Origin of the sequence: Flavobacterium piscis, from assembly GCF_001686925.1 — a bacterium.
In the GTDB taxonomy this organism is placed as follows: Bacteria; Bacteroidota; Bacteroidia; order Flavobacteriales; family Flavobacteriaceae; genus Flavobacterium; species Flavobacterium piscis.
Genome location: NZ_LVEN01000006.1, coordinates 106,009 through 130,481, shown reverse-complemented (window position 1 = coordinate 130,481; position 24,473 = coordinate 106,009). Strand labels below are relative to the sequence as shown.

General features: G+C 36.2%; 19 protein-coding genes. 16 read left to right on the top strand and 3 right to left on the bottom strand.

Going from position 1 to position 24,473, the window contains the following annotated elements:
* Positions 1-290 precede the first annotated feature (290 nt).
* Complete coding sequence (locus tag FLP_RS04775) at positions 291-1,298, bottom strand: LLM class flavin-dependent oxidoreductase (RefSeq protein WP_065448380.1); 1,008 nt, start codon at positions 1,296-1,298, stop codon at positions 291-293.
* 201 nt (positions 1,299-1,499) lie between these two features.
* Between FLP_RS04775 and FLP_RS04770 the strand changes: the two genes are divergently transcribed.
* From FLP_RS04770 to FLP_RS04735, 9 genes are all read left to right on the top strand, one after another.
* Positions 1,500-2,840 carry a sigma-54-dependent transcriptional regulator gene (locus FLP_RS04770; protein WP_065448379.1) on the top strand — a complete coding sequence of 447 codons (1,341 nt, stop codon included), beginning with the start codon at positions 1,500-1,502 and terminating at the stop codon, positions 2,838-2,840.
* Positions 2,841-3,118: 278 nt separating this feature from the next.
* On the top strand, positions 3,119-3,400 hold the full coding sequence (locus tag FLP_RS04765) for a DUF7674 family protein (RefSeq protein ID WP_065448378.1): 282 nt from the start codon (positions 3,119-3,121) through the stop codon (positions 3,398-3,400).
* A gap of 158 nt (positions 3,401-3,558) precedes the next feature.
* Positions 3,559-3,636, top strand: a complete 78-nt coding sequence (gene kdpF / locus FLP_RS25085) for a K(+)-transporting ATPase subunit F (protein WP_072975519.1) — start codon at positions 3,559-3,561, stop codon at positions 3,634-3,636.
* A gap of 130 nt (positions 3,637-3,766) precedes the next feature.
* Positions 3,767-5,488 carry a potassium-transporting ATPase subunit KdpA gene (gene kdpA, locus FLP_RS04760; protein WP_065448377.1) on the top strand — a complete coding sequence of 574 codons (1,722 nt, stop codon included), beginning with the start codon at positions 3,767-3,769 and terminating at the stop codon, positions 5,486-5,488.
* 188 nt (positions 5,489-5,676) lie between these two features.
* Positions 5,677-7,710, top strand: coding sequence for a potassium-transporting ATPase subunit KdpB (gene kdpB, locus FLP_RS04755; protein WP_065448376.1), 2,034 nt, complete (start codon positions 5,677-5,679; stop codon positions 7,708-7,710).
* 94 nt (positions 7,711-7,804) lie between these two features.
* Positions 7,805-8,356, top strand: a complete 552-nt coding sequence (locus FLP_RS04750; protein ID WP_065448375.1) for a K(+)-transporting ATPase subunit C — start codon at positions 7,805-7,807, stop codon at positions 8,354-8,356.
* A gap of 442 nt (positions 8,357-8,798) precedes the next feature.
* The gene (locus tag FLP_RS04745; protein WP_065448374.1) at positions 8,799-9,875 is read left to right on the top strand and encodes a porin; all 1,077 of its coding nucleotides are present in this window, start codon (positions 8,799-8,801) and stop codon (positions 9,873-9,875) included.
* 205 nt (positions 9,876-10,080) lie between these two features.
* Positions 10,081-11,208 carry a histidine kinase gene (locus tag FLP_RS04740; RefSeq protein WP_065448373.1) on the top strand — a complete coding sequence of 376 codons (1,128 nt, stop codon included), beginning with the start codon at positions 10,081-10,083 and terminating at the stop codon, positions 11,206-11,208.
* Between the two features lie 195 nt (positions 11,209-11,403).
* On the top strand, positions 11,404-13,122 hold the full coding sequence (locus tag FLP_RS04735) for an ATP-binding protein (RefSeq protein ID WP_065448372.1): 1,719 nt from the start codon (positions 11,404-11,406) through the stop codon (positions 13,120-13,122).
* 284 nt (positions 13,123-13,406) lie between these two features.
* Here FLP_RS04735 and FLP_RS04730 read toward each other — a convergent pair whose 3' ends face one another.
* Entirely contained in the window at positions 13,407-14,180 is a 774-nt protein-coding gene (locus tag FLP_RS04730; protein WP_065448371.1) for an XRE family transcriptional regulator, read from the bottom strand.
* An 84-nt stretch (positions 14,181-14,264) separates the two neighbouring features.
* Here FLP_RS04730 and dinB point away from each other — a divergent pair, with 84 nt between their 5' ends.
* The 6 genes from dinB to FLP_RS04700 all read left to right on the top strand — a co-directional run bounded on the left by dinB (position 14,265) and on the right by FLP_RS04700 (position 22,041).
* Entirely contained in the window at positions 14,265-15,446 is a 1,182-nt protein-coding gene (gene dinB / locus FLP_RS04725) for a DNA polymerase IV (protein ID WP_065448370.1), read from the top strand.
* A 3-nt stretch (positions 15,447-15,449) separates the two neighbouring features.
* Entirely contained in the window at positions 15,450-18,512 is a 3,063-nt protein-coding gene (locus tag FLP_RS04720; protein ID WP_065448369.1) for a DNA polymerase III subunit alpha, read from the top strand.
* A 49-nt stretch (positions 18,513-18,561) separates the two neighbouring features.
* On the top strand, positions 18,562-19,941 hold the full coding sequence (locus tag FLP_RS04715; RefSeq protein WP_065448368.1) for an exonuclease domain-containing protein: 1,380 nt from the start codon (positions 18,562-18,564) through the stop codon (positions 19,939-19,941).
* A gap of 72 nt (positions 19,942-20,013) precedes the next feature.
* The gene (xth, locus tag FLP_RS04710; RefSeq protein WP_065448367.1) at positions 20,014-20,790 is read left to right on the top strand and encodes an exodeoxyribonuclease III; all 777 of its coding nucleotides are present in this window, start codon (positions 20,014-20,016) and stop codon (positions 20,788-20,790) included.
* Positions 20,791-20,797: 7 nt separating this feature from the next.
* The gene (locus FLP_RS04705; protein WP_065448366.1) at positions 20,798-21,424 is read left to right on the top strand and encodes an alpha-ketoglutarate-dependent dioxygenase AlkB family protein; all 627 of its coding nucleotides are present in this window, start codon (positions 20,798-20,800) and stop codon (positions 21,422-21,424) included.
* A gap of 155 nt (positions 21,425-21,579) precedes the next feature.
* Positions 21,580-22,041 carry a DUF1810 domain-containing protein gene (locus tag FLP_RS04700; RefSeq protein ID WP_065448365.1) on the top strand — a complete coding sequence of 154 codons (462 nt, stop codon included), beginning with the start codon at positions 21,580-21,582 and terminating at the stop codon, positions 22,039-22,041.
* A 294-nt stretch (positions 22,042-22,335) separates the two neighbouring features.
* On the opposite strand, the gene FLP_RS04695 is transcribed toward FLP_RS04700, so the two are convergent.
* On the bottom strand, positions 22,336-23,748 hold the full coding sequence (locus FLP_RS04695) for an APC family permease (protein ID WP_065448364.1): 1,413 nt from the start codon (positions 23,746-23,748) through the stop codon (positions 22,336-22,338).
* A gap of 312 nt (positions 23,749-24,060) precedes the next feature.
* Here FLP_RS04695 and FLP_RS04690 point away from each other — a divergent pair, with 312 nt between their 5' ends.
* Positions 24,061-24,471, top strand: coding sequence for a DUF5958 family protein (locus FLP_RS04690; protein ID WP_078008480.1), 411 nt, complete (start codon positions 24,061-24,063; stop codon positions 24,469-24,471).
* Positions 24,472-24,473: the final 2 nt, after the last annotated feature.

The window sequence follows — 24,473 nt, the reverse complement described above, 5'->3', positions numbered from 1 at the left end:
AGATATGAGCCCCGATGGGAGGGAAAATCCTTTTGTGGTGGGGTTCACCACAAAAGATTGGAAGGACAGCGGGAATAGCTCCTAATAAAAACTAAAATTCCAAATCTTTAAAATTCCAAATTCCAATAAAAGCTAGTCTATGTATTATTTGTATTAAAAATTGCTCTTATATATTATAGTAGAAACTTCTCCTTATATATAGCTGCAAAAAAAATAAACCCGACAGCTTTAAGAACTGTCGGGTTGTGGGAATGAAATCTTACCTTATATATAGGAGAGGAAAAAGTGTCCTATATAGTGTTTATACTATCTATTACTTCTTTTGTAATATGGATGCTTTTGAGCTTAGCCTGATGATCGAAAATTGGACCCGTTGCCATTAGCTCGTCTACGCGTGCATAGTCGATGAACTTTTTAAGATCTATTATTAGCTGTTCCTTGTTTCCAGTGAATGTACATGCTGTCATTTGATCGACATGAAAACGTTCTTCTTCGCTCATGATATCGTCTAAAGAAGGCACTGGCGGCTGAAGTCCTTTGCGATCGCCACGAATTAGATTCAAAAACATTTGATATAGACTTGTTGATAGAAATTCAGCTTCTTCATTTGTGTCTGCGGCGATTATATTAACACAGGCCATAGTTTTGGGCTTGTCTAAAGTTGCTGAAGCCTGAAAATTTTCTCTGTAAAACTCAAACGCCTGTATCATTTGGCGTGGTGCAAAATGTCCGGCAAAGGCATAAGGTAAGCCATATGCAGCGGCTAGAGCAGCACTTTCCATACTTGATCCTAAAATCCAGATGGGAACATTAGTGCCTTCAGCGGGAAATGCACGAACTTTTGCTGTTGCATTTTCCGAAGAAAAATAATCCTGAAGCTTGCTTACATTTGCCGGAAAACGCTGCGCCTGCTCAAAAAAGTCTTTTCTAATGGCTTCGGCAGTTGGCTGATCTGTTCCTGGTGCTCTTCCTAATCCCAAATCGATTCGGTTAGGATAAAGCGTTTCTAATGTTCCGAATTGTTCTGCTACTATTAAAGGAGAATGATTTGGCAACATAATTCCGCCAGAACCTACACGAATATTTTTAGTGTTACCTGCAATAAAACCAATTAAAACTACTGTGGCAGAACTTGCCACATGTGCCATATTGTGGTGTTCGGCCAGCCAAAAACGTTTATAATCTAATTGATCTGCTAGTTGCGCTATTTCTTTTGTTTTTTGAAATGTTTCTTTTGCGTTGCTATCTTGTGTAATGATAGCTAATTCTAATATTGAGATTGAAATTGGGTCTTTCATATATAATGTAGCTTTTATGCAAAATTAATTCATTTGTTATAAAGCTTAATTTTTTTCATGTTAATAGAATTATAAATTTATCAGTGTTAAATATTTTAATGCTGTTATATATAAATTAAATATATCGATCAAAAAAGTTGAATGATTTAAAACCTAAATTTGTATTCAAAAAAATACTTTCGACTTTAGCCTTTCCCACAAATGACACACAAAATTTTAATTATAGACGACGAAGAAAAACTTAGAAGTCTGCTCGCACGAATTATAAAATCGGAAGGCTTTGAAGTTTTTGAAGCCAAAGATTTGAAGTCGGGTTTTAAAAAATTGGAGCAAACCGAAATTGATGTTGTTTTGTGCGATGTCAAATTACCTGACGGAAATGGCGTCGATTTTCTTCAGAATATAAAAAGCAGTTTCCCTTTGGTAGAAGTTGTTTTACTAACTGCTTTCGGAAATATTCCAGATGGCGTTCAGGCCATGAAAAACGGCGCTTTTGACTACATTGTAAAAGGCGATGATAATGATAAAATTATTCCGCTTTTATACAAAGCCGTCGAAAAAGTGCAGTTACAGAAAAAGGTGCAGCAACTTGAAAAACGCATTGGCGATAAATATTCCTTCAATACCATTATTGGAAAATCTAAAGGAATAGAGCAAGTAATCGATTTGGCACAGAAAGTTGCCAAAACTGAATCGACTGTTTTATTAACCGGAGAAACGGGAACCGGAAAAGAAGTTTTTGCACAAGCCATTCATGAAAATAGTACTCGTGTCGGAAAATCTTTTGTGGCTTTAAATTGCAGCACTTTCAGTAAAGAGATTTTAGAAAGTGAACTTTTTGGTCACAAACAAGGCGCTTTCACCGGAGCTTTAAAGGATAAAAAAGGTTTTATTGAGGAAGCAAACGGCGGAACTTTATTCTTAGATGAAATTGGCGAAATGCCAATCGACCTTCAGGCCAAATTATTACGCGTTTTAGAAACCAGTGAATATATTCCGGTGGGAGACACAACTCCAAAAAAATCAAATTTCAGATTAATTGCGGCGACAAACCGTGATTTAAAAACAGAAAGTGACGAACACCGTTTTCGTTCTGATTTATATTTTAGATTGAATATTTTCGAAATCAAATTGCCGTCTTTGCGAGAAAGAATCAAAGACATTTCAGTCTTAGCCCATTATTTCGTGAAGCAATTTTCTGAAAAAACGAATAAAAAAACTTTAAATATTGCTGATGATTTTCTGCAGAAATTAGAAAATTATTCCTGGCCGGGAAATATCCGCGAGCTTAAAAATATCATCGAAAGATCTGTTATTTTGAGCAATGGAGATACTTTGACTTCGGATGTTTTACCTTATGAAATGCAGCATCAGCCTGAAAAAGCAACAAAATCAATGTCAGCTTTTTCTATGCAGAGTATTGAAAAATTGCATATTCAAAAAGTTTTAAATTATACCAAAGGAAATAAGGCTGAAACAGCGCGATTGTTAGAAATTGGGATTGCGACTTTGTATAGAAAATTGGAAGAATATAACTTATAGAATGCCGTCCTGCAAGGTTTTCAAAACCTTGTAGGTCTAAATTTTAAATACTTTAAATATTAAACTTTAAACATAATACCTACAAGGTTTTGAAAACCTTGCAGGAATTCGAAACAAACCTTATCATTTCAATAAAAGCTTATCATTTTGATAGGCTTTTTTTATGCCTGATTTTTGGCATAAAACCACATTCCTTTTATTGACAGCACTTTAGCTATACCTCAACTTTTTCGGAACATATTTTGGCATAAGGAGGAAGAACATAAAAATTCATTCTCATGAAAAATCAAGTAACCTCAATCTACAAACAAGCCGAACGCTTTGCCGAGATAACCAAAAAATCAATCATTTCTGGAAATATTGTTCGTGCCAAAAAATGTCTCGCACTTGCTGAACGCCTCTTCATTAGCGGAAGCATTGAAACTAAAAATGCTATTTCTAATGTGTATGTTTTCTCCGTTTCTTCTTTTATGGAAGTACGTCACTGCAACATTTCACATCTTTTCCCACAAACGCTTAAAGCGGAATATATCAAGCAGATTAATGCTTCAGGCGTGTAAAAGTTTAATCGGTTAATTGTTTAATCGCATAAACAAAATCTAAAATGTGAACTCTAAAATCTAAAATAATTATGATCACTTTTCTTTTACTCGCATTGGCCGTTGTGCTTTTTGCCATTTGTTTTAAATCAGTTGAATTTTTTGAAAAAATCTAAATCATGACTGCACTATTTATTATTTCCATCGCTGTTTTTGGCTATTTGGTTTATGTATTAATCAAGCCTGAAAAATTCTAAAAAAATGAAAAAGTCACAGTCTGGAAAAAAGCTACTATTATATGTTTTTGTGGCTTGGACATTAGCCTTTGTAACGCTTATTGCGTTTTTATAAAAGCCCAAATTTTATTTAATTTCTAACAAACAAAATATGAACACAGAGTTATTTGGTGTCATTAGCATTTTTATCATTTCGATAGTTTTAGCCATTCCAATAGGAAAATATATTGCTAAAGTTTATTTGGGGGATAAAACACTTTTTGACCCGATTTTCAATCCAATTGAAAAATTTATTTTTAAAATCAGCGGAATCAATTCTACTGAAGAGATGAACTGGAAACAACATTTGAAAGCACTTTTGAGTGTGAACATGATTTGGTTCTTTCTTTGCTTTTTTGTCTTGCTTTTTCAGGGATCGCTATTTTTAAATCCCGACAACAATCCGTCCATGACACCCGATTTGGCATTTAATACTGCTATTTCATTTGTAGTAAACTGTAATTTACAGCATTATTCAGGCGAAACCGGAGTTTCTTATTTGTCCCAAATGGTTTTGATGTTCCTGCAATTTGTTTCTGCTGGTGTCGGAATGGCTGCTGCAGCAATGATTTTTACTGCAATGAAAGAGAGAACCACAGATAAACTGGGAAACTTTTATAATTATTTCATCAAAAGCTGTACTCGTATTTTGTTACCACTTTCAGCTATTGTAGCAGTTGCGCTATTATTTAGCGGAACTCCTATGACGTTTGAAGGAAAAGACACTATTACAACCTTACAAGGTGATTCAGTACAAGTTTCACGCGGTCCGGCTGCAGCTTTTATTGCTATCAAACATATAGGTACAAACGGTGGAGGATTCTTTGGAGCTAACTCAGCACATCCATTAGAAAACCCTACTTATTTTACTAATGCGGTTGAGCTTTGGGCACAATTGATAATTCCGTTTGCCATGATTTTTGCTTTAGGTTTTTATCTAAAGAAAAGAAAACTATCCTACGTAATCTTCGGAGTAATGACAATTGGTTTTTTACTCCTTGTCATTCCAACAGTTATCAGTGAACTAAATGGAAATCCAGCGATAGAAAAAATGGGAATTGCTCAGGCAACCGGAGCGATGGAAGGAAAAGAAGTTCGGTTTGGCCCTGCGATTTCAGGATTCTGGAGTATTGCTACAACCGTAATTTCTACAGGCTCTGTAAACAGTATGCACGATAGTTCTATGCCGATTTCCGGAGCTATGCAATTACTTGCTATGATGGTAAATGCCTTTTACGGAGGTTGTGGTGTTGGAATTCTGAACTTCTATATTTTCATTATTCTGGCTGTATTTATTTCCGGATTAATGGTGGGGCGAACCCCCGAATTTTTAGGAAAGAAAATCGAAGCCCGCGAAGTTAAAATTGCTGCTTTTATTGCGATTCTTCATCCTTTATTGATTTTAGCCGGAACAGCAATAGCTTCTTATTTTGCAGCTCATGATACTGCAATGGGTTATTGGTTTAGCGGAAACGCGACAGGCTGGCTAAACAATCCTGGCAATCATGGATTCTCAGAAATGTTATACGAATATACTTCGAGTGCCGCAAACAACGGTTCTGGTTTTGAAGGTTTAGGAGATAATAATCCTTTTTGGAATATCACTACAGGAATTGTGTTGCTGTTAAGCCGTTTCATTCCGATTATTGGGCCATTAGCAATTGCCGGATTATTGGCAAACAAAAAATACATTCCGGAAAGTGCAGGAACTTTAAAAACTGACACTTCTATTTTCGGAATAATGGTTTTCGCTGTAATCGCAATTATTGCTGCCTTATCATTCTTTCCAGCTTTGGCTTTAGGTCCATTGGCAGAATATTTTACACTAAAATAAAAATGCTGAATATTTTAAACACATAGAAACATAGCAAAACAAAACAGACAGAAAGAATTTTAAAAAAACTAGTTTTTCACACATAGCTATGTGTTTACATGCAAGTGAAACGCCTAACTCTCAAAGTAAAAATCTATGTCTCTATGTGTTTAAAATAAATATTAGCTTAATAAATAACATTCAAAAAAATGACAACTAATAAATCCGCATCATTGTTTGAAAGCAAACAGGTAAAAGAAGCCTTAGCGCAGTCTTTTGTGAAGCTTAATCCAAAATTGATGATCAAAAATCCGGTAATGTTTACCGTAGAAATTGGAACTGCCATTATGTTTGCTGTTTGTGTTTCCATTTTGATGGGAGCAACAGATCAGGGCAGTTTTACTTATAATGTAATTGTGTTCTTAATTTTACTAGCAACACTTTTGTTTGCCAATTTCGCCGAAGCTATTGCCGAAGCCAGAGGGAAAGCACAAGCCGACAGTTTACGAAAAACACGTGAAGAAACGCCTGCAAGACAGATTTTACCAAACGGAGAAATCAGAAATATCAGTTCATCAGAATTGAAAAAAGGAGATATTTTCGTTTGTGAATCTGGCGATTTAATTGCAACCGATGGTGAAATTATTGAAGGATTGGCAACTATCGACGAAAGTGCGATTACCGGAGAAAGTGCTCCTGTTATTCGGGAAGCTGGTGGTGATAAATCATCTGTAACCGGAGGGACAAAAGTGTTATCTGATAAAATTAAAGTAATTGTAACTTCTGAACCTGGCGAAAGCTTTTTAGATAAAATGATTGCTTTGGTTGAAGGTGCAAGTCGTCAGAAAACGCCAAACGAAATTGCCTTAACCATTTTATTAGCCGCATTTACCTTAATCTTCGTGATTGTGTGCGTTACGCTAAAACCGTTTGCCGACTATGCAAATGCACCCATCACGATTGCGGCTTTTATTGCTTTGTTTGTATGCTTAATTCCAACGACAATTGGAGGTTTGCTTTCTGCGATTGGTATTGCCGGAATGGACAGAGCTTTGCGCGCTAACGTAATTACAAAATCTGGAAAAGCGGTGGAAACTGCCGGAGATATTGACGTATTACTTTTGGATAAAACCGGAACCATCACTATTGGAAACAGAAAAGCGACCAGTTTCTATCCTACAAAAGGCGTTTCAGAAGAAGATTTTATAAAATCTGCTGTGTTAAGTTCATTAGCAGATGACACTCCGGAAGGGAAAAGTATCGTGGAATTGGCAGGAGCCGAAACTGCCAATAAATTATCAATTGAAGGTGCTACTTTAATAAAATTTACCGCAGAAACCAGAACTTCCGGAGTTGTTTTAAAAGACGGAACTAATATTAGAAAAGGTGCTCAGGATGCTGCAAAAAATATTGCCGCTCAGGCAGGAAATAGTTTTCCAGAAGATACTGCACAAAAAGTAATCGACATTTCTTCAAACGGAGGAACGCCATTAGTGGTTATTAAAAACGATCAGGTTCAAGGTGTTATCGAATTACAGGATATCATTAAAACCGGAATGAAAGAACGTTTTGACCGATTGAGAAAAATGGGTGTAAAAACGGTAATGGTTACTGGTGATAATCCGTTAACAGCTAAGTTTATTGCCGAAGCTGCGGGAGTTGATGATTTCATTGCCGAAGCAAAACCTGAGGATAAAATGAACTACATCAAAAACGAGCAAAATCTGGGTAAATTGGTTGCCATGATGGGAGACGGAACGAATGACGCTCCTGCCCTTGCGCAAGCGAATGTGGGTGTCGCCATGAACAGTGGAACTCAGGCTGCTAAAGAAGCCGGAAACATGGTCGATCTTGATAATGACCCGACGAAACTTATTGAGATTATTGAAATTGGAAAACAGCTTTTAATGACTCGTGGAACTTTAACTACTTTTTCTATTGCAAATGACGTTGCGAAATATTTTGCTATTGTTCCTGCTCTTTTTATTACTGCGATTCCTGCGCTTCAAGGTTTGAATATTATGCATTTACATAGCCCTGAAAGTGCCATTTTATCAGCGGTAATTTTTAACGCGATTATCATTCCAATTTTGATTCCCCTTGCCTTGAGAGGTGTTGATTACAAACCAATCGGAGCAAGTGCAATCCTAAAAAGAAATCTTTTGATCTACGGTTTAGGCGGATTGATTGTTCCATTTATCGGAATTAAACTGATTGATTTACTTGTTGCCTTATTTATGTAAAAAAAAAGTTGCTAAGGTTCTGAGGCGCTAAGGTGCTAAGTTTTTTTCTTAGTCCCTCAGAACCTTAGTCCCTTAGAACTCTAAAAAGAAAAAAATGAAAAATATATTCTCACTATTAAAATTGACACTGCTTACTTTAATCTTGTTTGCAGTTATTTATCCTCTTGCAATTTATGGAATTGCACAAATGGCTCCGAATCACGGAAAAGGAGAAACCATTTCTGTTAACGGAAAAGTGGTTGGCTATCAAAAAATTGGTCAGAAATTCGATAAATCAAATTATTTCTGGGGAAGACCTTCGGCTGTAGATTATAATGCTGCCGGAAGTGCCGGAAGTAACAAAGGCCCAAGCAATGCTGATTATTTGGCTTTGGTTCAGAAAAGAATTGATACACTTTTACTTGTTCATCCTTATTTGAAAAAAGGGGAGATTCCATCTGATATGGTTACGGCATCCGGAAGCGGATTGGATCCAAATATTTCTCCGCAAGGTGCTTTGATTCAGGTAAAACGTGTTGCCAAAGAACGAAAATTAGCGGAAGATAAAGTAAAAGCTTTAGTTGAATCTAAAATTAATACGGCTGTTGTTGGTCCTGAAACGGTTAATGTTTTGGAATTGAATATGGCGCTTGATGCGCTTCGCTAAAACAAGGTTCTGAGGTTCTGAGTCGCTAAGGTTCTAAGGTTTTTCTCCTGCAAGGTTTTCAAAACCTTGCAGGTATGACAAAGATTTTCGTCCGTTTTGTCATTCCGACGGAGGAGGAATCTCCACGAGTAGCTCGACAAAGATTGGCGAGTTTTTTTGAGGAGTTTCTTGCGGGGATTCCTCCTCCGTCGGAATGACAACTAGATGGGAATTAGAGCGAAAAACGTCCTTTTACCCTGAGTGCCCTAGCCCTGATGGGAGGGAAAATCCTTTTGTGCCGGTCCCGATAGCTATCGGGAGGCACAAAAGATTGGAAGGAACAGCAGGAAATAGCTCCTTAAAAACCTACTAATAAAAATTAATACGCCTTTTTTACCCCAAAAATCTATTAAATAAATTAATGAGGATGAGATTGCTTCGTTCCTCGCAATGACAAACAAAAATGAAAAAAATAATACTTACTGCTATAATCGCTTTCGGTTTTAGCAATTTACATGCACAAGAAGAATCTAAAAATCCGTTAACGTTTTCAGGATATGTAGACGTTTATTACAGTTATGATTTCGGGAAACCGGACGATCATACACGCCCGGGATTTTTTTATAATTATAACCGAAGTAACGAAGTGAACCTGAATTTGGGTATGGCAAAAGTGAATTATACAAAAGATAATATTCGCGGGAATTTTGCTTTAATGGCTGGAACTTATGCGCAATATAATATGTCGGCTGAGCAGGATTTATTGAAAAATGTTTATGAAGCCAATGTTGGTGTGAAGATTTCACAAAACCATAATTTGTGGATTGATGCGGGAATTATGCCGGCACATATTGGTTTTGAAAGTGCGATCGGAAAAGATTGTCCAACTTTGACCAGAAGTATTTTGGCTGAGAATTCTCCTTACTATGAAGCGGGAGTGAAAATTGGTTATACATCGGAATCTGGGAAATGGTATTTGGCCGGAATGTATTTAAACGGCTGGCAGCGTATTAAGAAAGTAGACGGAAATCATACGCCTGCTTTTGGAACGCAAATTACGTATAAACCAACGGATAAGGTGGTTTTGAACTGGAGTACGTATGTTGGAAATGAACAGCCGGATATCGATAAAAAGTGGCGTTATTTCAACAACTTTTACGGACAATTTAAAGTAACCGAAAAAACAAATATTACAGCTGGTTTTGATGTTGGTTCGCAACAATCTGCTAAAAATAGCAACAAATACGATACTTGGTTTTCGCCCGTTTTGATTCTGCAATATAAACCAACAGATAAAATTCAGTTGGCTGCACGTGGCGAATATTATAGTGATGAAAAAGGTGTAATCATCGCAACAGAAACTCCAAATGGTTTTAAAACTTACGGATTTTCGGCTAACTTTGATTACTTAGTTACTGATAATGTTATGTTTAGAATTGAAGCCAGAAATCTTTCGAGTAAAGATGAAATATTTATAAAAGACAATCTTCCAACGGATACGAATACGTTTGTAACGACTTCGCTGGCGATTTCTTTTTAAAATTATTTTGCCACATTTCACAGATTAAATAGATTTTTTTCCGCCACGAATTCACGAATTTTTTTTCCTAGATAATGTAAATTATAATTCGTGAATTCGTGGCTAATCAATCTATACAAAGCCATTCAATAATCATTCTAATCTGTGAAATCTGTGGCTAAAAAAATAAAAACTTAGTGACTTAGTGCCTTCGTGGCAAAACCATATGGAACAGGAAAAAGAAAATAACGCACAGCACTTTCTCGATTTAATTCAGAAATCACGGAAAGGAAAGTTTAAAATCTACATTGGGATGAGTGCCGGTGTGGGCAAGACTTTTCGTATGCTTCAGGAAGCGCATTCGTTGTTGAAGAATGGAATTGATGTAAAAATTGGTTACATCGAAACACATATGCGGAAGGAAACGCATGAACTTTTAGCTGGTTTGCCTGTGATTCCACGGCGAACCATTTTCTATAAAGGGAAACAGCTGGAAGAACTCGATGTACAGGCAATTATTAACCTCAGACCTGAAGTTGTAATTGTTGATGAATTAGCGCACACAAATGTTGAAGGAAGCAAAAATGAAAAACGTTGGCAAGATGTTTTAGAAATTTTAGATGCGGGAATCAATGTAATTTCGGCAGTTAATATTCAGCATATTGAGAGTCTGAATGAAGATGTAAAACGGATTACAGGAATTGATGTTCAGGAACGAATTCCCGATAATGTTTTGCGTCTGGCGGATGAAGTGGTAAATATCGATTTGACATCTGAAGATTTAATTGCACGTTTGAAAGAAGGTAAAATTTATACGGCTGATAAAATTCAGACCGCTTTGACGAACTTTTTTAAATCCGAACAAATTCTGCAATTGCGTGAATTGGCTTTAAAGGAAGTGGCAAGTCAGGTGGTTCGGAAAGTCGAAAATGAAGTACCTCAACTGCAGGCTTTAAAACACGAGAAACTTTTGGCGTGTATTAGCAGTAATGATAAAACCGCTAAAATTGTGATTCGGAAAACCGCACGATTAGCCAGTTACTATAACGGAGCCTGGTATGTTTTGTATGTTGAAACACCTAAAGAAAGCAGTACCAAAATTGCGTTAGACAAACAAAGACATTTAATCAATAACTTTAAACTGGCCGTACAATTAGGCGCCGAAGTTATAAAATTAGAACACAAAAATATTGCTGATGCTATTTTAATAGCGGTAGAAGAAAAACAAATTACAACTGTCTGCATTGGAAAACCGCATTTGAATTTATTTAAAGTAATTTTGTCTACAACGATTTTCAGACGCTTATTAAATCGCCTGTCTTTATCGAATGTCGACCTTGTTATTTTATCGTAGTAAAATTATTTAAACCATATAAGTTCATTTTAATTAGGGGCGTTGAATTTTAACCGCAAAGTTCATTAAAGTTTTTGCTCGCGAGCGCAAGTACACAAAGCTTTCTTATATTTTCTATACTTTGCCCCAATTGCGCAATCTTAAATTATCTTATATGACTTATATGGTGAAAAAAAAAATTAAATGTTTTATAAAATGAGAATTAAAACCAAATTGAATCTGGGTGTTGGATTGTTATTTTTAATGATCATTATACTTTCGTTAGTGAGTGGCTATTCTGTTTTTTTGATAAAGGCAGACACGGAGAATATTCTGAAAGCGAATTATAACACACTGGAATATTCGCGAAATATGATTTTATCTTTGGATGAAATTAAAGAAAGTCCCGACAATAAGATTCATGTTTTCAAGGAATATCTTGAAAAACAAACGCAAAATGTTACCGAACCCGGAGAAAAAGAAGCAACGGCTAAACTTGAAAATGATTTTTCGCTTTTAGAAAAAAACAGTTCCGATGAAACCATAAAAGCGCAAATCAGGCAAGACATTTTTTCCATTATGAAACTCAATCTGGATGCCATAAAACAGAAAAGCGATATTGCGAAACATACCGCCGAAAATGCTAATTTATGGATTGCCATTGTGGGAAGTTTATGCTTTTTGATTGCTTTTAATCTATTGGTTAATTTACCGAATAACATTGCCAACCCAATTAAGGAACTAACGCAAAGTATCAGGGAAATTGCCAATAAAAATTATTCGGAGCGTGTACATTTTACCAGCCACAGCGAATATGGAGATTTGGCAAAATCGTTCAATACGATGGCGCAAAAACTTCAGGAATACAACGACAGTAATTTATATAAATTGTTCTTTGAGAAAAAGCGACTTGAAACGCTTATCAATAATATGAATGATCCTATTATTGGTCTGGATAATGAAGGTATTGTTTTATTTATGAATGATGAAGCGTTGAAAATTATCGGAATGAAATTGGAAGACGTTATCGGAAAATCGGCTTCTACTCTGGCCTTGTCAAATGATTTAATTCGGTCTTTGATTGTAAAAGAAGAAATTGATTCTCCTAAAAAACAACCGCTTAAAATTTACGCGCACGGAAAGGAAAGTTATTTCGAAAAAGAAATTCTAAATATTACCATAATTCCAACCGGAGAAGAAAAAGAAATCAATATTGGCGATGTTATTATTCTGCGAAATATTACCCTTTTTAAGGAATTGGATTTTGCCAAAACTAATTTTATTGCCACCGTTTCACACGAATTAAAAACGCCAATTGCATCTATAAAACTAAGTCTTCAATTGCTTGAAAATGCGAAAACCGGCGACATGAACGATGATCAGAAACAATTGGTTGAAAGCATAAAAGACGACAGTCAAAGGCTCTTAAAAATCACAGGAGAACTACTTAATTTATCGCAATTGGAAACCGGAAATATTCAGCTGAATATCGAAAAAAGTAATCCACACGAAATTGTAAATTATGCTGTGGAAGCCGTAAAAGTTCAAGCAGAACAAAAACAGATTAAATTGGTTGTTCATGCTGATGAAAACCTCGAAGACGTAAAAGCCGACAGCGAAAAAACAGGCTGGGTTTTGATTAATTATTTGTCGAATGCCATTCGCTATTCTTCAGAAAAAAGTACGATTGTCATTCAATTAAAAAAAGAGAACAACCAGATCGTATTTCAGGTTATCGACACCGGAAAAGGAATTGACGCAAGATATAAAGACAAAGTTTTTGATAAATATTTCCAGGTTCCAGGAAGTCAAAAATCCGGAACAGGATTGGGATTAGCAATCAGCAAAGAATTTATTGAAGCGCAAAACGGAAGTGTTGGCGTAGAAAGCAATTTAGGACTGGGAAGTACGTTTTGGTTTGCGCTAAAAGTGTAAAAAGAGCCAAAGGCTCAAATTATATTGTAGGGCTGGACTTTAGTCCAGTTCAGACAAAATATGTGACATTGGTATAAAGAATTTTAAAAAAAAGCTTCAGCGTAGCGTAATATTTATAGATAATTAATGATTTCCCTATACAAAGCTCCAGCGGAGCGACATTCATCGTGATAATAAACATGCCACCCCGATGGGGTTTATTAAAATGTAATGAAATTTTGCTATAAACATATCGTCCCGCTGAGACTTACTTTATATTGCAATTGAAATTTGAAATTGAAAAATTACGTATTCGAAGTATTATTCTTAATCTCCATCACTTCCCTTTTTACTTCTAAAAGCAAATCTTTCATACTTTGCGATTCTGTCTGTTCATGACGTCTATCACTTCTTCCGATATTACATTCGTATTCCCAGATCTCTAAAATATCTGAAGCTTTCACTTCGTAATTCGGATAAAAACGATTATCTGATTCCAGAACCAAAGCATTCTTTTTGTTTTTATTTAGACGTTTATAGACCATACCTTCATTTTTGGTAATCAGGATATAGGTTTTTCCATCCATAACCTCGCCCAGCCTTTCCACATAACGGCCAATGATAATTGAACCGTCTTCGTGTGGTGGCATCGAATCGCCTTCTACAGGAAAACCTCTATGTTTGCCCGGACCAAGGAACGGAAGCGAAACCTGTTGCAAACTTTCAATATATTCTGGATCGGCATAGCCGTTTAAGTAGCCTGCTTTTGCTTTTTGGCTTACAATTTCGATAAAATTTTCTCCGAATCGATCGACTTGTATGGGCAAAATAAGTCGGTTCCCTTCTAGTTTTATCAAATTTTCCACATCTATTTTGCGTATATCGACAGACAGTATCAGGTCAATACTCATATGAAAATATAAAGCAATCTGCTTTAAAATATCATACGGTGCTTCTGAAGTTCCGTCTTCGTATTTAACGTATCTACCTCTGGTAATTTTTAGGTTTTCAGCTAATTTCTCTTGTGATATTTTATGCTTAACCCTCAATGCTCTGATATTGTCTGAAAATAAGGACATAATTAATTTGTTATAATTTGGAACATCAAATATACAAAAAAATGTTATTATCTGTACTAATTTTGTTGTACAAAAACAAAGGAAATGGCAAGGGCGATTGTACACATGGATTTGGATACCTTTTTTGTATCCTGCGAAAGGCTAACAAACTCAGAATTAAGAGGCAAACCTCTAATTATTGGTGGTGGCGATCGCGGTGTTGTAGCGTCTTGTTCATATGAAGCCAGACGTTTTGGAGTGCGTTCTGCGATGCCAATTCATATGGCAATGAAACTTTGTCCGGATGCCAAAGTAATGAAAGGCGATATGGAATTATATTCAAAATTATCGCATGATGTTACTAATGTTCTTCAGGAAAAAGCGCCGGTGTTAGAAAAAGCGAGCATCGACGAATTCTATCTTGACATTACCGGAATGGACAAATTTCACGGAAGTTATAAATGGACAAATGAACTGGCACAATCTGTTATTAAAGAAACCGGATTACCCATTAGTTTTTCGTTATCCGTCAATAAAACTGTTTCTAAAATTGCTACCGGCGAGGGAAAACCAGTAGGAAATTTACAAATTGCGGAAAACGAGGTACAAGGCTTTTTGAATCCGTTATCGATTCAAAAAATTCCTATGGTTGGAGCGGTCACTTTTCAGCTTTTATCCCGAATCGGCGTCCGAAAAATTCAGACTTTATCTGAAATGCCTCCCGAAGTTTTACAGCAAATGATTGGTAAAAATGGTCTGGATATCTGGAAAAAAGCTAACGGAATAGATCATACGCCTGTAGAACCTTATACTGAAAGAAAATCAATTTCTACCGAACATACATTTTCTCAGGACACAATCGATATTATCATGCTAAAATCGATATTGATTGGAATGGTGGAAAAACTAGCTTTTCAATTGCGATCTGAGCAATGGCTAACCTCGACCATTACGGTTAAAATTCGTTACGCCAATTTTGATACCGAAACCAAACAATGCAAAATAGCTTATACTTCAGCAGATCATATTTTGACCAAAAATGTAATGGAGTTATTTGAAAAAGTCTACCAACGCCGTATGCGATTGCGCCTGATTGGTATTCGCTTTAGCGGATTGGTTCGCGGAACGTATCAAATTGATCTTTTTGAAGATACTGAGGAAATGCTTTCACTTTATGCTGCGATGGATAAAATGAAAAGCCGTTATGGTTTTGATGCCGTAATGCGTTGTGCCGGAGCTTCTTTTAAGCCTAATAATAAAGATGAAATTTTAAAACGTATCAAATAAATCATGTATCTCAATTGTCATTCTTTTCATTCTCTGCGTTACGGCACAATTCCTCTCGATAAACTCGTTGAGCAAGCCGTTTTGTATGGTATAAAAACTATGGCACTTACCGATATTAATACCGTTACCGGAATTTACGATTTTATGAGAGCTTGCGAATCCAAAGGAATTAAACCTCTTGTGGGAATGGAATTTCGATCTAATCATGAATTTCGATACATTGGCTTAGCCAAAAATGCCAGCGGACTTGGCGAAATGAATCGTTTTTTAACGGATCATAATTTCAGCGGAGAAGCTTTGCCTTTGATTGCTCCCGAATTCGAATCGGTTTTTGTTATTTATACTTTAGAAAATGCTCCGGAATTTCTTCGTGAAAATGAATTTATCGGAATTCGTCCGGATGAAGTTTTAAAGCTTTTAACATCAGAACATAGAAATAATATTTCGAAAATGGTTGTGCTGCAATCCGTAACTTTTAGCAATAAAAAAGAATTTAATCTGCATAAAATTCTACGCGCCATTGACACTAATATTATTCTTTCGAGGCTTACAGAAACTGATTATTGTAAAACTTCTGAGAAAATGCTCCCGCTAGAATCGCTTTTACCATTTTATGAAAGTTATCCTGAAATCATAGTCAACACGCAAAGAATAATCGATTCTTGTAATTTTCAATACGATTTTTCAATTAAAAGAAATAAAAAATTCTTTACAGGAAGTCGCGAGAGTGATCTCAAAAAACTAACAGAATTGGCCGAAAAAGGTTTTGAATGGCGTTATGAAAAAGAAAACAAAATTGCTCGAAAACGTGTAGAAAAAGAATTAAAAGTTATTGACGAATTACAATTCAGTGGTTATTTTTTAATCACTTGGGACATTGTCAGATACAGCAACAGTCAGGGATTTATGCACATAGGGCGCGGAAGTGGAGCCAATAGTATTATAGCTTATTGTCTCGGAATTACCGATATCTGTCCAATCGAACTCGATCTGTATTTTGAACGTTTTTTAAACTTAAATCGAAAAAGCCCTCCCGATTTTGATATCGATTGGAGCTGGAAAGAACGCAACACCATTTTAGAATATATTTTCGATACATACGGTCGCGATCATGTTGCTTTCTGTGGAACCAATGTCGAGTTCAAACACCGATCTATTTTTAGGGAAGTCGGAAAAGTTTTTGGTCTTCCAAAAGAAGAATTAGACATGCTGGCTAAAAACCCTGAGGAGTTACACGAAACCAATTCTATTGTAAAACTGGTTCAGGAATATAGCAAAATGATGCATAAATATCCGAATCAGCGAAGTATGCACGCTTGTGGAATCATTATTTCTGAAGAACCCATTACCAATTACACGCCACTTGAAATGCCTCCAAAAGGTTTTCCAATTGTGCTTTTTGACATGCATATTGCTGAGGAAATTGGTTTTGATAAATTTGATATTCTGAGTCAGCGTGGCATTGGTCATATAGACGACAGCGTAAAACTCATTGAGAAAAACAGAGGTATAAAAGTCGACATTCGCAATACTTCGATTTCTAAAGACGAAGCAGTTTGCAATGTTCATTTGGCTCAAGGCCGAACTATTGGCTGTTTTTATATTGAAAGCCCGGCGATGCGCGGTTTATTACGCCGATTGAATTGCGATAATTATAAAATTTTAGTTGCCGCGTCTTCCATCATTCGTCCCGGAGTTGCTCAATCCGGAATGATGAAAGAATACATTTTCCGTCATAATTATCCAGATCAATTCGAGTATTTTCATGAGGTTTTTAAGGAGCATCTTGGCGAAACTTACGGGATTATGGTGTATCAGGAAGATGTTATTAAAATTGCTCAGCATTATGGAGGCGTTCCCGCCGCTGATGGCGACATACTGCGTCGTGCCATGTCTGGAAAAGGACGTTCTTTAGAAGCTTTACAAAAAGTAAAAGATAATTTCTTTGCGTCTTGCGCCAGAAAAGGACATCCTGAAACGCTTAGTCAGGAAATTTACCGCCAGATTGAATCTTTTGCCGGGTTTTCGTTTTGCAAAGCGCACTCTGCCTCTTATGCTGTCGAAAGTTATCAGAGTTTATATCTCAAGATCAATTATCCTGTAGAATTTATGACAGCGGTAATCAACAATCAGGGTGGTTTTTACAGAACCGAAGTGTATATACACGAAGCCCGAATGTCTGGCGCAACAGTTCTTAATCCGTGTGTCAATAAAAGTGAATACCAGACTACGGTGTACGGAACTGATATTTATCTCGGCTTTATGCATTTGCAGAGTTTAGAATCTAAAACGGCTCATTTAATAGAATCAGATCGGGAGAAAAATGGAGATTTTCTTTCTTTGGAAGATTTCATCAATCGCATTCCAATTGGGATCGAGAGCATGAAAATCCTGATTTTTATAGATGCTTTTCGTTTTACAGGAAAAACCAAAAATCAGCTCTTGGTTATTGCGAGTTTGCTCTTAAATAATTTCAAACCCGAAAACAGAAGTTTGATGCTGCTGCAGGAACCCGTTAAAGAGTATAAGCTCCCCACTTTAGAACGTTCTTTATATGAAGATGCTTTTGATGAAATCGAACTTTTAAGTTTCCCCGTATCCTGTACCGTTTTTGATTTGCTTCAAACTAAACATCGTGGCGATATTATGGCCAAAGATTTAGTAGTTCATCATAAAAAACAAGTGCGTATGCTGGCGTATCTGATTTCCAGAAAACAAGTTCCCACCAAAAAAGGCAATATGTATTTCGGAACCTGGATCGATCATGAAGGTACTTATTTTGATACAGCACATTTTCCGGATTGTCTGGCACAATTTCCTTTTCAGGGCGGAGGTTGTTACCTGCTTTTAGGAACTGTCGAGGTCGATTATCATTTCCCGACGATCACGATTACCAAAATGGCCAAGATACCTTTTATTCCCGATCCGCGTTATATGGATGCCAAAGATCAATATAAAACACAACGTTTAATCAAAGAAGATGTGAGCCCTACGCATCGGGAACCCTATCCGCAAGGACATGAAATTAATTTACCGAGACATCGAATGAAATTTCAAAACACATAATTGAAAGATTTGACAAGAATAACAATCTGTTTTACGTTATATAAATAAGATGAAAAAGCAAGAATACGCCATAGTAGATATCGAAACCACCGGAGGAAACGCCAGTGGCAGCCGCATTACAGAAATTGCGATCATCATTCATGACGGAGAAAACGTGATCGAACATTATGAAACGCTTGTGAATCCGGAAAAAGAAATTCCAATTGCGATTTTTGCCCTAACAGGAATCAATAATGAAATGGTGGCTAATGCGCCCATCTTTGATGATATTTCAGATAAGGTGTTAGAAATGCTTACTGATCGTGTTTTCGTTGCCCATAATGTCAACTTTGATTATTCGTTCGTTCGCCATCAACTCGAACAAGCGGGTTTTAAATGGACAGCGAGAAAACTCTGTACCGTTCGTGCGGCACGAAAAATCAGACCCGGTTTTGCATCATACAGTTTGGGAAAACTTTGCAATTCATTAGATATACCTTTAGAAAACCAGCATCGTGCCGGTGGTGATGCAGCAGCTACAGCTATATTATTTTCGCGATTACTCGAATGGGATGATGAAGGTCATATCGAAAAAATGATCAAAAACACCTCACAGGATCAGCGTTTACCTCCTAACCTTCCGCCGGAAGATTTTAATAATTTACCGGAAAAACCAGGTGTCTATTATTTTTATAATGAAGTCAAAAAGGTAATTTATGTTGGAAAAGCCATCAACTTAAAAAAACGCGTTGCCTCTCATTTTAGCGGTCATAAGATCAATCCGCAAAGACAACATTTCTTAAGAGATATACATTCCATTTCTTTTGAAGTCTGTGGCAACGAATTAATGGCGCTACTTTTAGAATGTACCGAAATCAAGCACCTTTGGCCCACTTACAACAGAGCATTAAAACGTTTTGAACCGAAATACGGATTGTATCAATATGAAGCCCGCAACGGATATAAATATCTGGCAATCGGGAAACTCAATAAATTTCAGTCGTGCATTGAGCATTTCAGCAGTATACATGAAGGAACAAATACATTGCGAAGCCTGGCAGAACAATTTGAAATTGATTATCGATTTTGCAAATATTTAAGGCCTGAAGACGGAGAAATATTTAAAAACAGTGATATAACAGATTTGCCGGAAGTTTCAATTCACAATGAGCAAGTCGACAATGCTATTGAGTTTTTATTGGGCAACAGACCCACTTTTGCGATTATAGAAAAAGGAAGAACCTCACAAGAACGCAGTTGCATCTGGATCGAAAATGGTCATTTTTATGGTATGGGATATATTCCGTTAGATGTTGCAATTACAGATCCTTTAGAAGTAAAAAATTATGCTACGCCTTATAAAAGCAATCAATACATTGTGCAATTGATTTTTGCTTACGCAGAAAAAAATCCGCGTAAAGTATTCTTTAACAAACAGTTTCTGAAATAAGAATATGAAGTTGTGTAAATATAAAGGCGCAAAAAGCTGTAAATTTAATGATACAAATTAATTAAATCTACTATGAAAATAGCTACTTATAACGTAAACGGAGTCAACGGACGATTGAATGTTTTATTGAAATGGCTTGAAGAAACCACTCCGGATATTGTATGCCTTCAGGAATTAAAAGCGCAACAGGACAATTTTCCTGTTAAAGCAATTAATGATGCCGGTTACAATGCGATTTGGCACGGACAAAAACAATGGAATGGCGTTGCGATTCTGGCGCGTAATATGGAGATTGACGAAGTAACGCGCGTGCTTCCGGGAGACCACGAAGATATTCAAAGTCGGTATATCGAAGCTTTGATTAACGGAATTGTAATTGCCTGTCTTTATCTCCCTAACGGAAATCCTGCCCCGGGGCCAAAATTAGAATATAAACTCAAATGGTTTGGTCGTCTGGCTGATCGTGCAGCAACGCTTTTGAGTTTAAAAGTTCCGGTAATATTGATTGGAGATTATAATGTGATGCCAACAGAACTGGATGTTTATAAACCGGAAAAATGGGTAAACGATGCTCTTTTTTTACCTGAAGTTAGAAAAGCTTTTGCAGCTATTGTTTCTCAGGGATGGACAGACGCGATTCGAACTTTATATCCTAATGAGAAAATTTATACTTTTTGGGATTATTTCAGAAAAGCTTACGAGCGGGACGCAGGACTTAGAATTGATCATTTTTTATTAAGTCCGCAATTAGCAAAAAAACTAATTTCCGGAGGAGTTGACCGCCATGTGCGGGGATGGGAAAAAACAAGCGACCATGCTCCGGTATGGATTGAAATTGACACAAAATAATCAAACAATGACACTATTTAGCGATACCGAATTATTTGCCACTGGTCTGGCAGGAAAAAAAGTATTTGACCTGCCGGATGCAGAACTTATTTTGATCGATAATTTTTTCACTAAAGAAGAATCTGATCGCTTTTACGAAAGAATACTCCACAAGACCAAATGGAGAGAATATGAAATGGAAATCTATGATAAAACCTATACTGTTCCCCGAATGATTTCCTGGTATGAAGACAAGGATAATCCCGGTGCAGACCAAAACGGACCTGACTGGACTTATGAATTATTGACTATCAGAGGAAGGGTCGAAAAAGAAACACAGCTTGATTTCAATAGTCTTCTCCTAAATTTATACCGAGACGGAAATGATGGCGTTGGCTGGCACAGCGACAAAGAGCACAATACAGGACCAAACCCGGTTATTGCTTCGGTCACTTTTGGCGAAACCAGAATGTTCAAACTCCGTCATAAATTTAGAAAAGAGATTCCGCAAATAGAGATTCCTTTGCATCACGGATCCTTTTTATTAATGGCAGGAACAACCAATAGTTTTTGGCAGCATCATGTCCCTAAAACAGCCAAAAATGTATTGCCCAGAATTAATTTAACCTTTAGAAGAACCAATCGAAGTGAATGATTATAAATCCCTCAAAATGAGTTTTTTTTCATTACAAAACGACGAGGAAAATTCCTCCTCTAAAAGTTAAAATACTCAGTACATGAACCTTTTATTAGGCAGAACCTATCTTTTTTACTACTTTTGCAACCTTTTTTTATATATACATTACCACAATGGCTCACTCAAACAATGATTTATTGCGTTTCTTAGATGCGCAAAACAAACTTTATCTTACTGCTCTTTCTGAAATCAAAAAAGGAAAAAAAGAGACTCACTGGATGTGGTTCATCTTTCCTCAGATTAAAGGATTGGGTAAGAGCGATACTGCGAATTATTACGCCATTAACGATCTGAAAGAAGCTACCGAATTCCTTGAACATCCCATTCTTGGAAAACATCTTATAGAAATTTCTGAGCTGTTTTTAACTTTTAGAAGAAAATCAGCAGACGGAATTTTAGGAGATCTGGATGCGCGTAAATTACGTTCTTCTATGACGCTTTTTTCTTTGGTAGAAAACACCAATCCTGTATTTCAGGAAGTATTAGAAGCTTTTTTCTCCGGAGAATCAGATCCACTTACTTTGTCTATTATTAATTCATCTATAAAATCTTCTCTTGAGACTGAAATGGCATAATCGCCACTAACATTCATTAGATTATTTACATTTAAGACACTACATTTTTTGCTTTGGCAAATTGTAGTGTTTTTTTTTTAGCCCGCGGATTTTACTGATTAAACGGGTTTACACAGATTTTTTTATTGCTTAAAATATAACACAAAAAATGCCTTGCTAAAAACAAGGCATTTTTTTATATCTAAAAGAACTTATGAAGTTAAAAAAGAAAACCTGTGTAAACCCGTTTAATCAGTAAAGCCCGTGGGCAAAATTAAACTTTGAACCTTTGCTTCTCTGAACCTTTGTCCCTTCTTACTCTCCTTTTGGTTTCGTCAAGTAATATACCGGAATACCTGTTAGCATAATCAAAACTCCCCAACCACAAGTCGAGAATTTTGTAATTAATAACGAGATACAAATTGCCGCTGCAATAATGATGTACAATAATGGCAAAAACGGATATCCAAAAGCTTTGTAAGGTCTTTCTACATCTGGCATTTTTTTACGCAAAATAAAGATTCCGTAGATAGTCAGGATGTAAAAAATCAAAACAATTATGATGACAAAATCTAATAAATCTCCGTATTTCCCTGTCAGACACAAAGCCGAAGCCCAAATACATTGCGCCCATAAAGCCCATGAAGGCACACTAAATTTATTTAGAACAGCTGCTTTTTTAAAGAACAAACCATCCGTTGCCATTGTATAATATACTCTTGCACCCGCCATGATTAATCCGTTGTTACACGCAAAAGTCGAAATCATAATCATAATGGCAATAATCAGCGTTCCAATATTACCAAAGATATATTGTGAAGCCACAACCGCTACTCTATCAGATTTTGCAGTTGCAATTTCGTCTAACGGAATCACTGCCAAATACATCAAATTGGTCAAAACATAAATAATAGTCACAATAAAAGTTCCTAAAAACAAACTGAAACCAACGTTACGCTTCGGGTTTTTAATTTCTCCTGCAATAAACGTTACACCATTCCAGGCATCACTAGAAAATAAAGATCCAACCATCGCAGCCGAAATTCCGCTAATCAAAGCCGTTCCGCTAATTGGCAGCCACGAACCAGTATCTTTATTAAACGAACGTGTTGTCCAGGCATCTGCCCAGTTGGCATCCCAAACCGAAGCTTTTGCGGCCAATGTTAATCCGAAAACGATCAAACCCAACAACGATAAAATTTTGATAATTGTTAGAACCGTTTGTAGAATTTTTCCGTTTTTAACACCACGGCTATTAATAAAAGTTAGTAAAACAATCGTTAGGATCGAAACAATCTGAGCGGCATTAAGTTTAAAAGAACCCAATTCGAACAAAATATTTTCATCACTAAAAGGTTCATAAAGATACGATGCAAACTTAGAGAAAGCCACACCTACGGCAGCAATCGTTCCCGTTTGAATTACAGCAAAAAAACTCCAGCCGTACAAAAAAGCAATTAGCTTATTATAGGCTTCTTTTAAGTAAACATATTGTCCTCCAGCTTTGGGGAACATCGCGCTTAATTCGCCATAACTCACTGCGGCAATAATAGTAATCAATCCTGAAATGAGCCAAATCAGAGTCAGCCATCCTGCAGAACCTACTTGTCTGGCGATGTCAGCACTCACGATAAATATCCCGGATCCTATCATAGAACCAACTACAAGCATAGTTCCGTCTAATAATCCGAGTTCTCTTTTAAAATGTTCCTGGTCGTTTTCTTGCATTGGTTTTGTTTTTTTGGGTTGGTTAAAGATATACTTTTTTCTGAAATTTTAGATTTTAGATTGTTGATTTTAGATTCTTATTAAAAAGCCTCTGTCTAAAATATCATACTCCTAATGAGAGAAGCTTTTAATATTGAAAAATCCAAAATATCAAAATCCAAAATCCAACAATTTATACCGCCTCTATCCCTCACGCAAATCCTGATTTCATAAGAAAGAAATTAATTCTAAAACTCAAAAAGATATTCTATACTTTCGCAATACTGTCGAGGAATGTAAGACAACAATTTAAATAAAATTGAATTACTTTTTATGCATCAAATGTCTCAAAAAGAACTAATAATAAACAAAGTCGCCCAAGATAAAATAGACTTTAATCTTGGCGTACAGCTTTTATTAGAAGATCCTGAATATGATTTCGAAGTACTTTTTACAACTTTAAAAAATTATATATTTAATGCTATTCCGGAGAAAACTCATTATAATACAGAAACGTATCAAAATGCGCTGAATACAATTCCTTTAAAATCAACCTATACTCCTATTGTGATTTTAAAAACTTTTCCAACAAAAATTGCTTTTTATAAATTAGCAGAACTTCCTGAAAACGAAAATATAAAAGTTGTAACCTCATTACTGTGGATTTTTAAAGTAACCGACACTCAAAGAAAAAATACAGAATGTAAAAATGGCTGCGGGCATTTTTGGCATGAATTCGAATAAAA

Bases quoted from the DNA above. Each gene is read 5' to 3' on its own strand.
- FLP_RS04775 (WP_065448380.1), bottom strand. From the start codon at position 1,298: ATGAAAGACCCAATTTCAATCTCAATATTAGAATTAGCTATCATTACA.
- FLP_RS04770 (WP_065448379.1), top strand. From the start codon at position 1,500: ATGACACACAAAATTTTAATTATAGACGACGAAGAAAAACTTAGAAGT.
- FLP_RS04765 (WP_065448378.1), top strand. From the start codon at position 3,119: ATGAAAAATCAAGTAACCTCAATCTACAAACAAGCCGAACGCTTTGCC.
- kdpF (WP_072975519.1), top strand. From the start codon at position 3,559: ATGACTGCACTATTTATTATTTCCATCGCTGTTTTTGGCTATTTGGTT.
- kdpA (WP_065448377.1), top strand. From the start codon at position 3,767: ATGAACACAGAGTTATTTGGTGTCATTAGCATTTTTATCATTTCGATA.
- kdpB (WP_065448376.1), top strand. From the start codon at position 5,677: ATGACAACTAATAAATCCGCATCATTGTTTGAAAGCAAACAGGTAAAA.
- FLP_RS04750 (WP_065448375.1), top strand. From the start codon at position 7,805: ATGAAAAATATATTCTCACTATTAAAATTGACACTGCTTACTTTAATC.
- FLP_RS04745 (WP_065448374.1), top strand. From the start codon at position 8,799: ATGAAAAAAATAATACTTACTGCTATAATCGCTTTCGGTTTTAGCAAT.
- FLP_RS04740 (WP_065448373.1), top strand. From the start codon at position 10,081: ATGGAACAGGAAAAAGAAAATAACGCACAGCACTTTCTCGATTTAATT.
- FLP_RS04735 (WP_065448372.1), top strand. From the start codon at position 11,404: ATGAGAATTAAAACCAAATTGAATCTGGGTGTTGGATTGTTATTTTTA.
- FLP_RS04730 (WP_065448371.1), bottom strand. From the start codon at position 14,180: ATGTCCTTATTTTCAGACAATATCAGAGCATTGAGGGTTAAGCATAAA.
- dinB (WP_065448370.1), top strand. From the start codon at position 14,265: ATGGCAAGGGCGATTGTACACATGGATTTGGATACCTTTTTTGTATCC.
- FLP_RS04720 (WP_065448369.1), top strand. From the start codon at position 15,450: ATGTATCTCAATTGTCATTCTTTTCATTCTCTGCGTTACGGCACAATT.
- FLP_RS04715 (WP_065448368.1), top strand. From the start codon at position 18,562: ATGAAAAAGCAAGAATACGCCATAGTAGATATCGAAACCACCGGAGGA.
- xth (WP_065448367.1), top strand. From the start codon at position 20,014: ATGAAAATAGCTACTTATAACGTAAACGGAGTCAACGGACGATTGAAT.
- FLP_RS04705 (WP_065448366.1), top strand. From the start codon at position 20,798: ATGACACTATTTAGCGATACCGAATTATTTGCCACTGGTCTGGCAGGA.
- FLP_RS04700 (WP_065448365.1), top strand. From the start codon at position 21,580: ATGGCTCACTCAAACAATGATTTATTGCGTTTCTTAGATGCGCAAAAC.
- FLP_RS04695 (WP_065448364.1), bottom strand. From the start codon at position 23,748: ATGCAAGAAAACGACCAGGAACATTTTAAAAGAGAACTCGGATTATTA.
- FLP_RS04690 (WP_078008480.1), top strand. From the start codon at position 24,061: ATGCATCAAATGTCTCAAAAAGAACTAATAATAAACAAAGTCGCCCAA.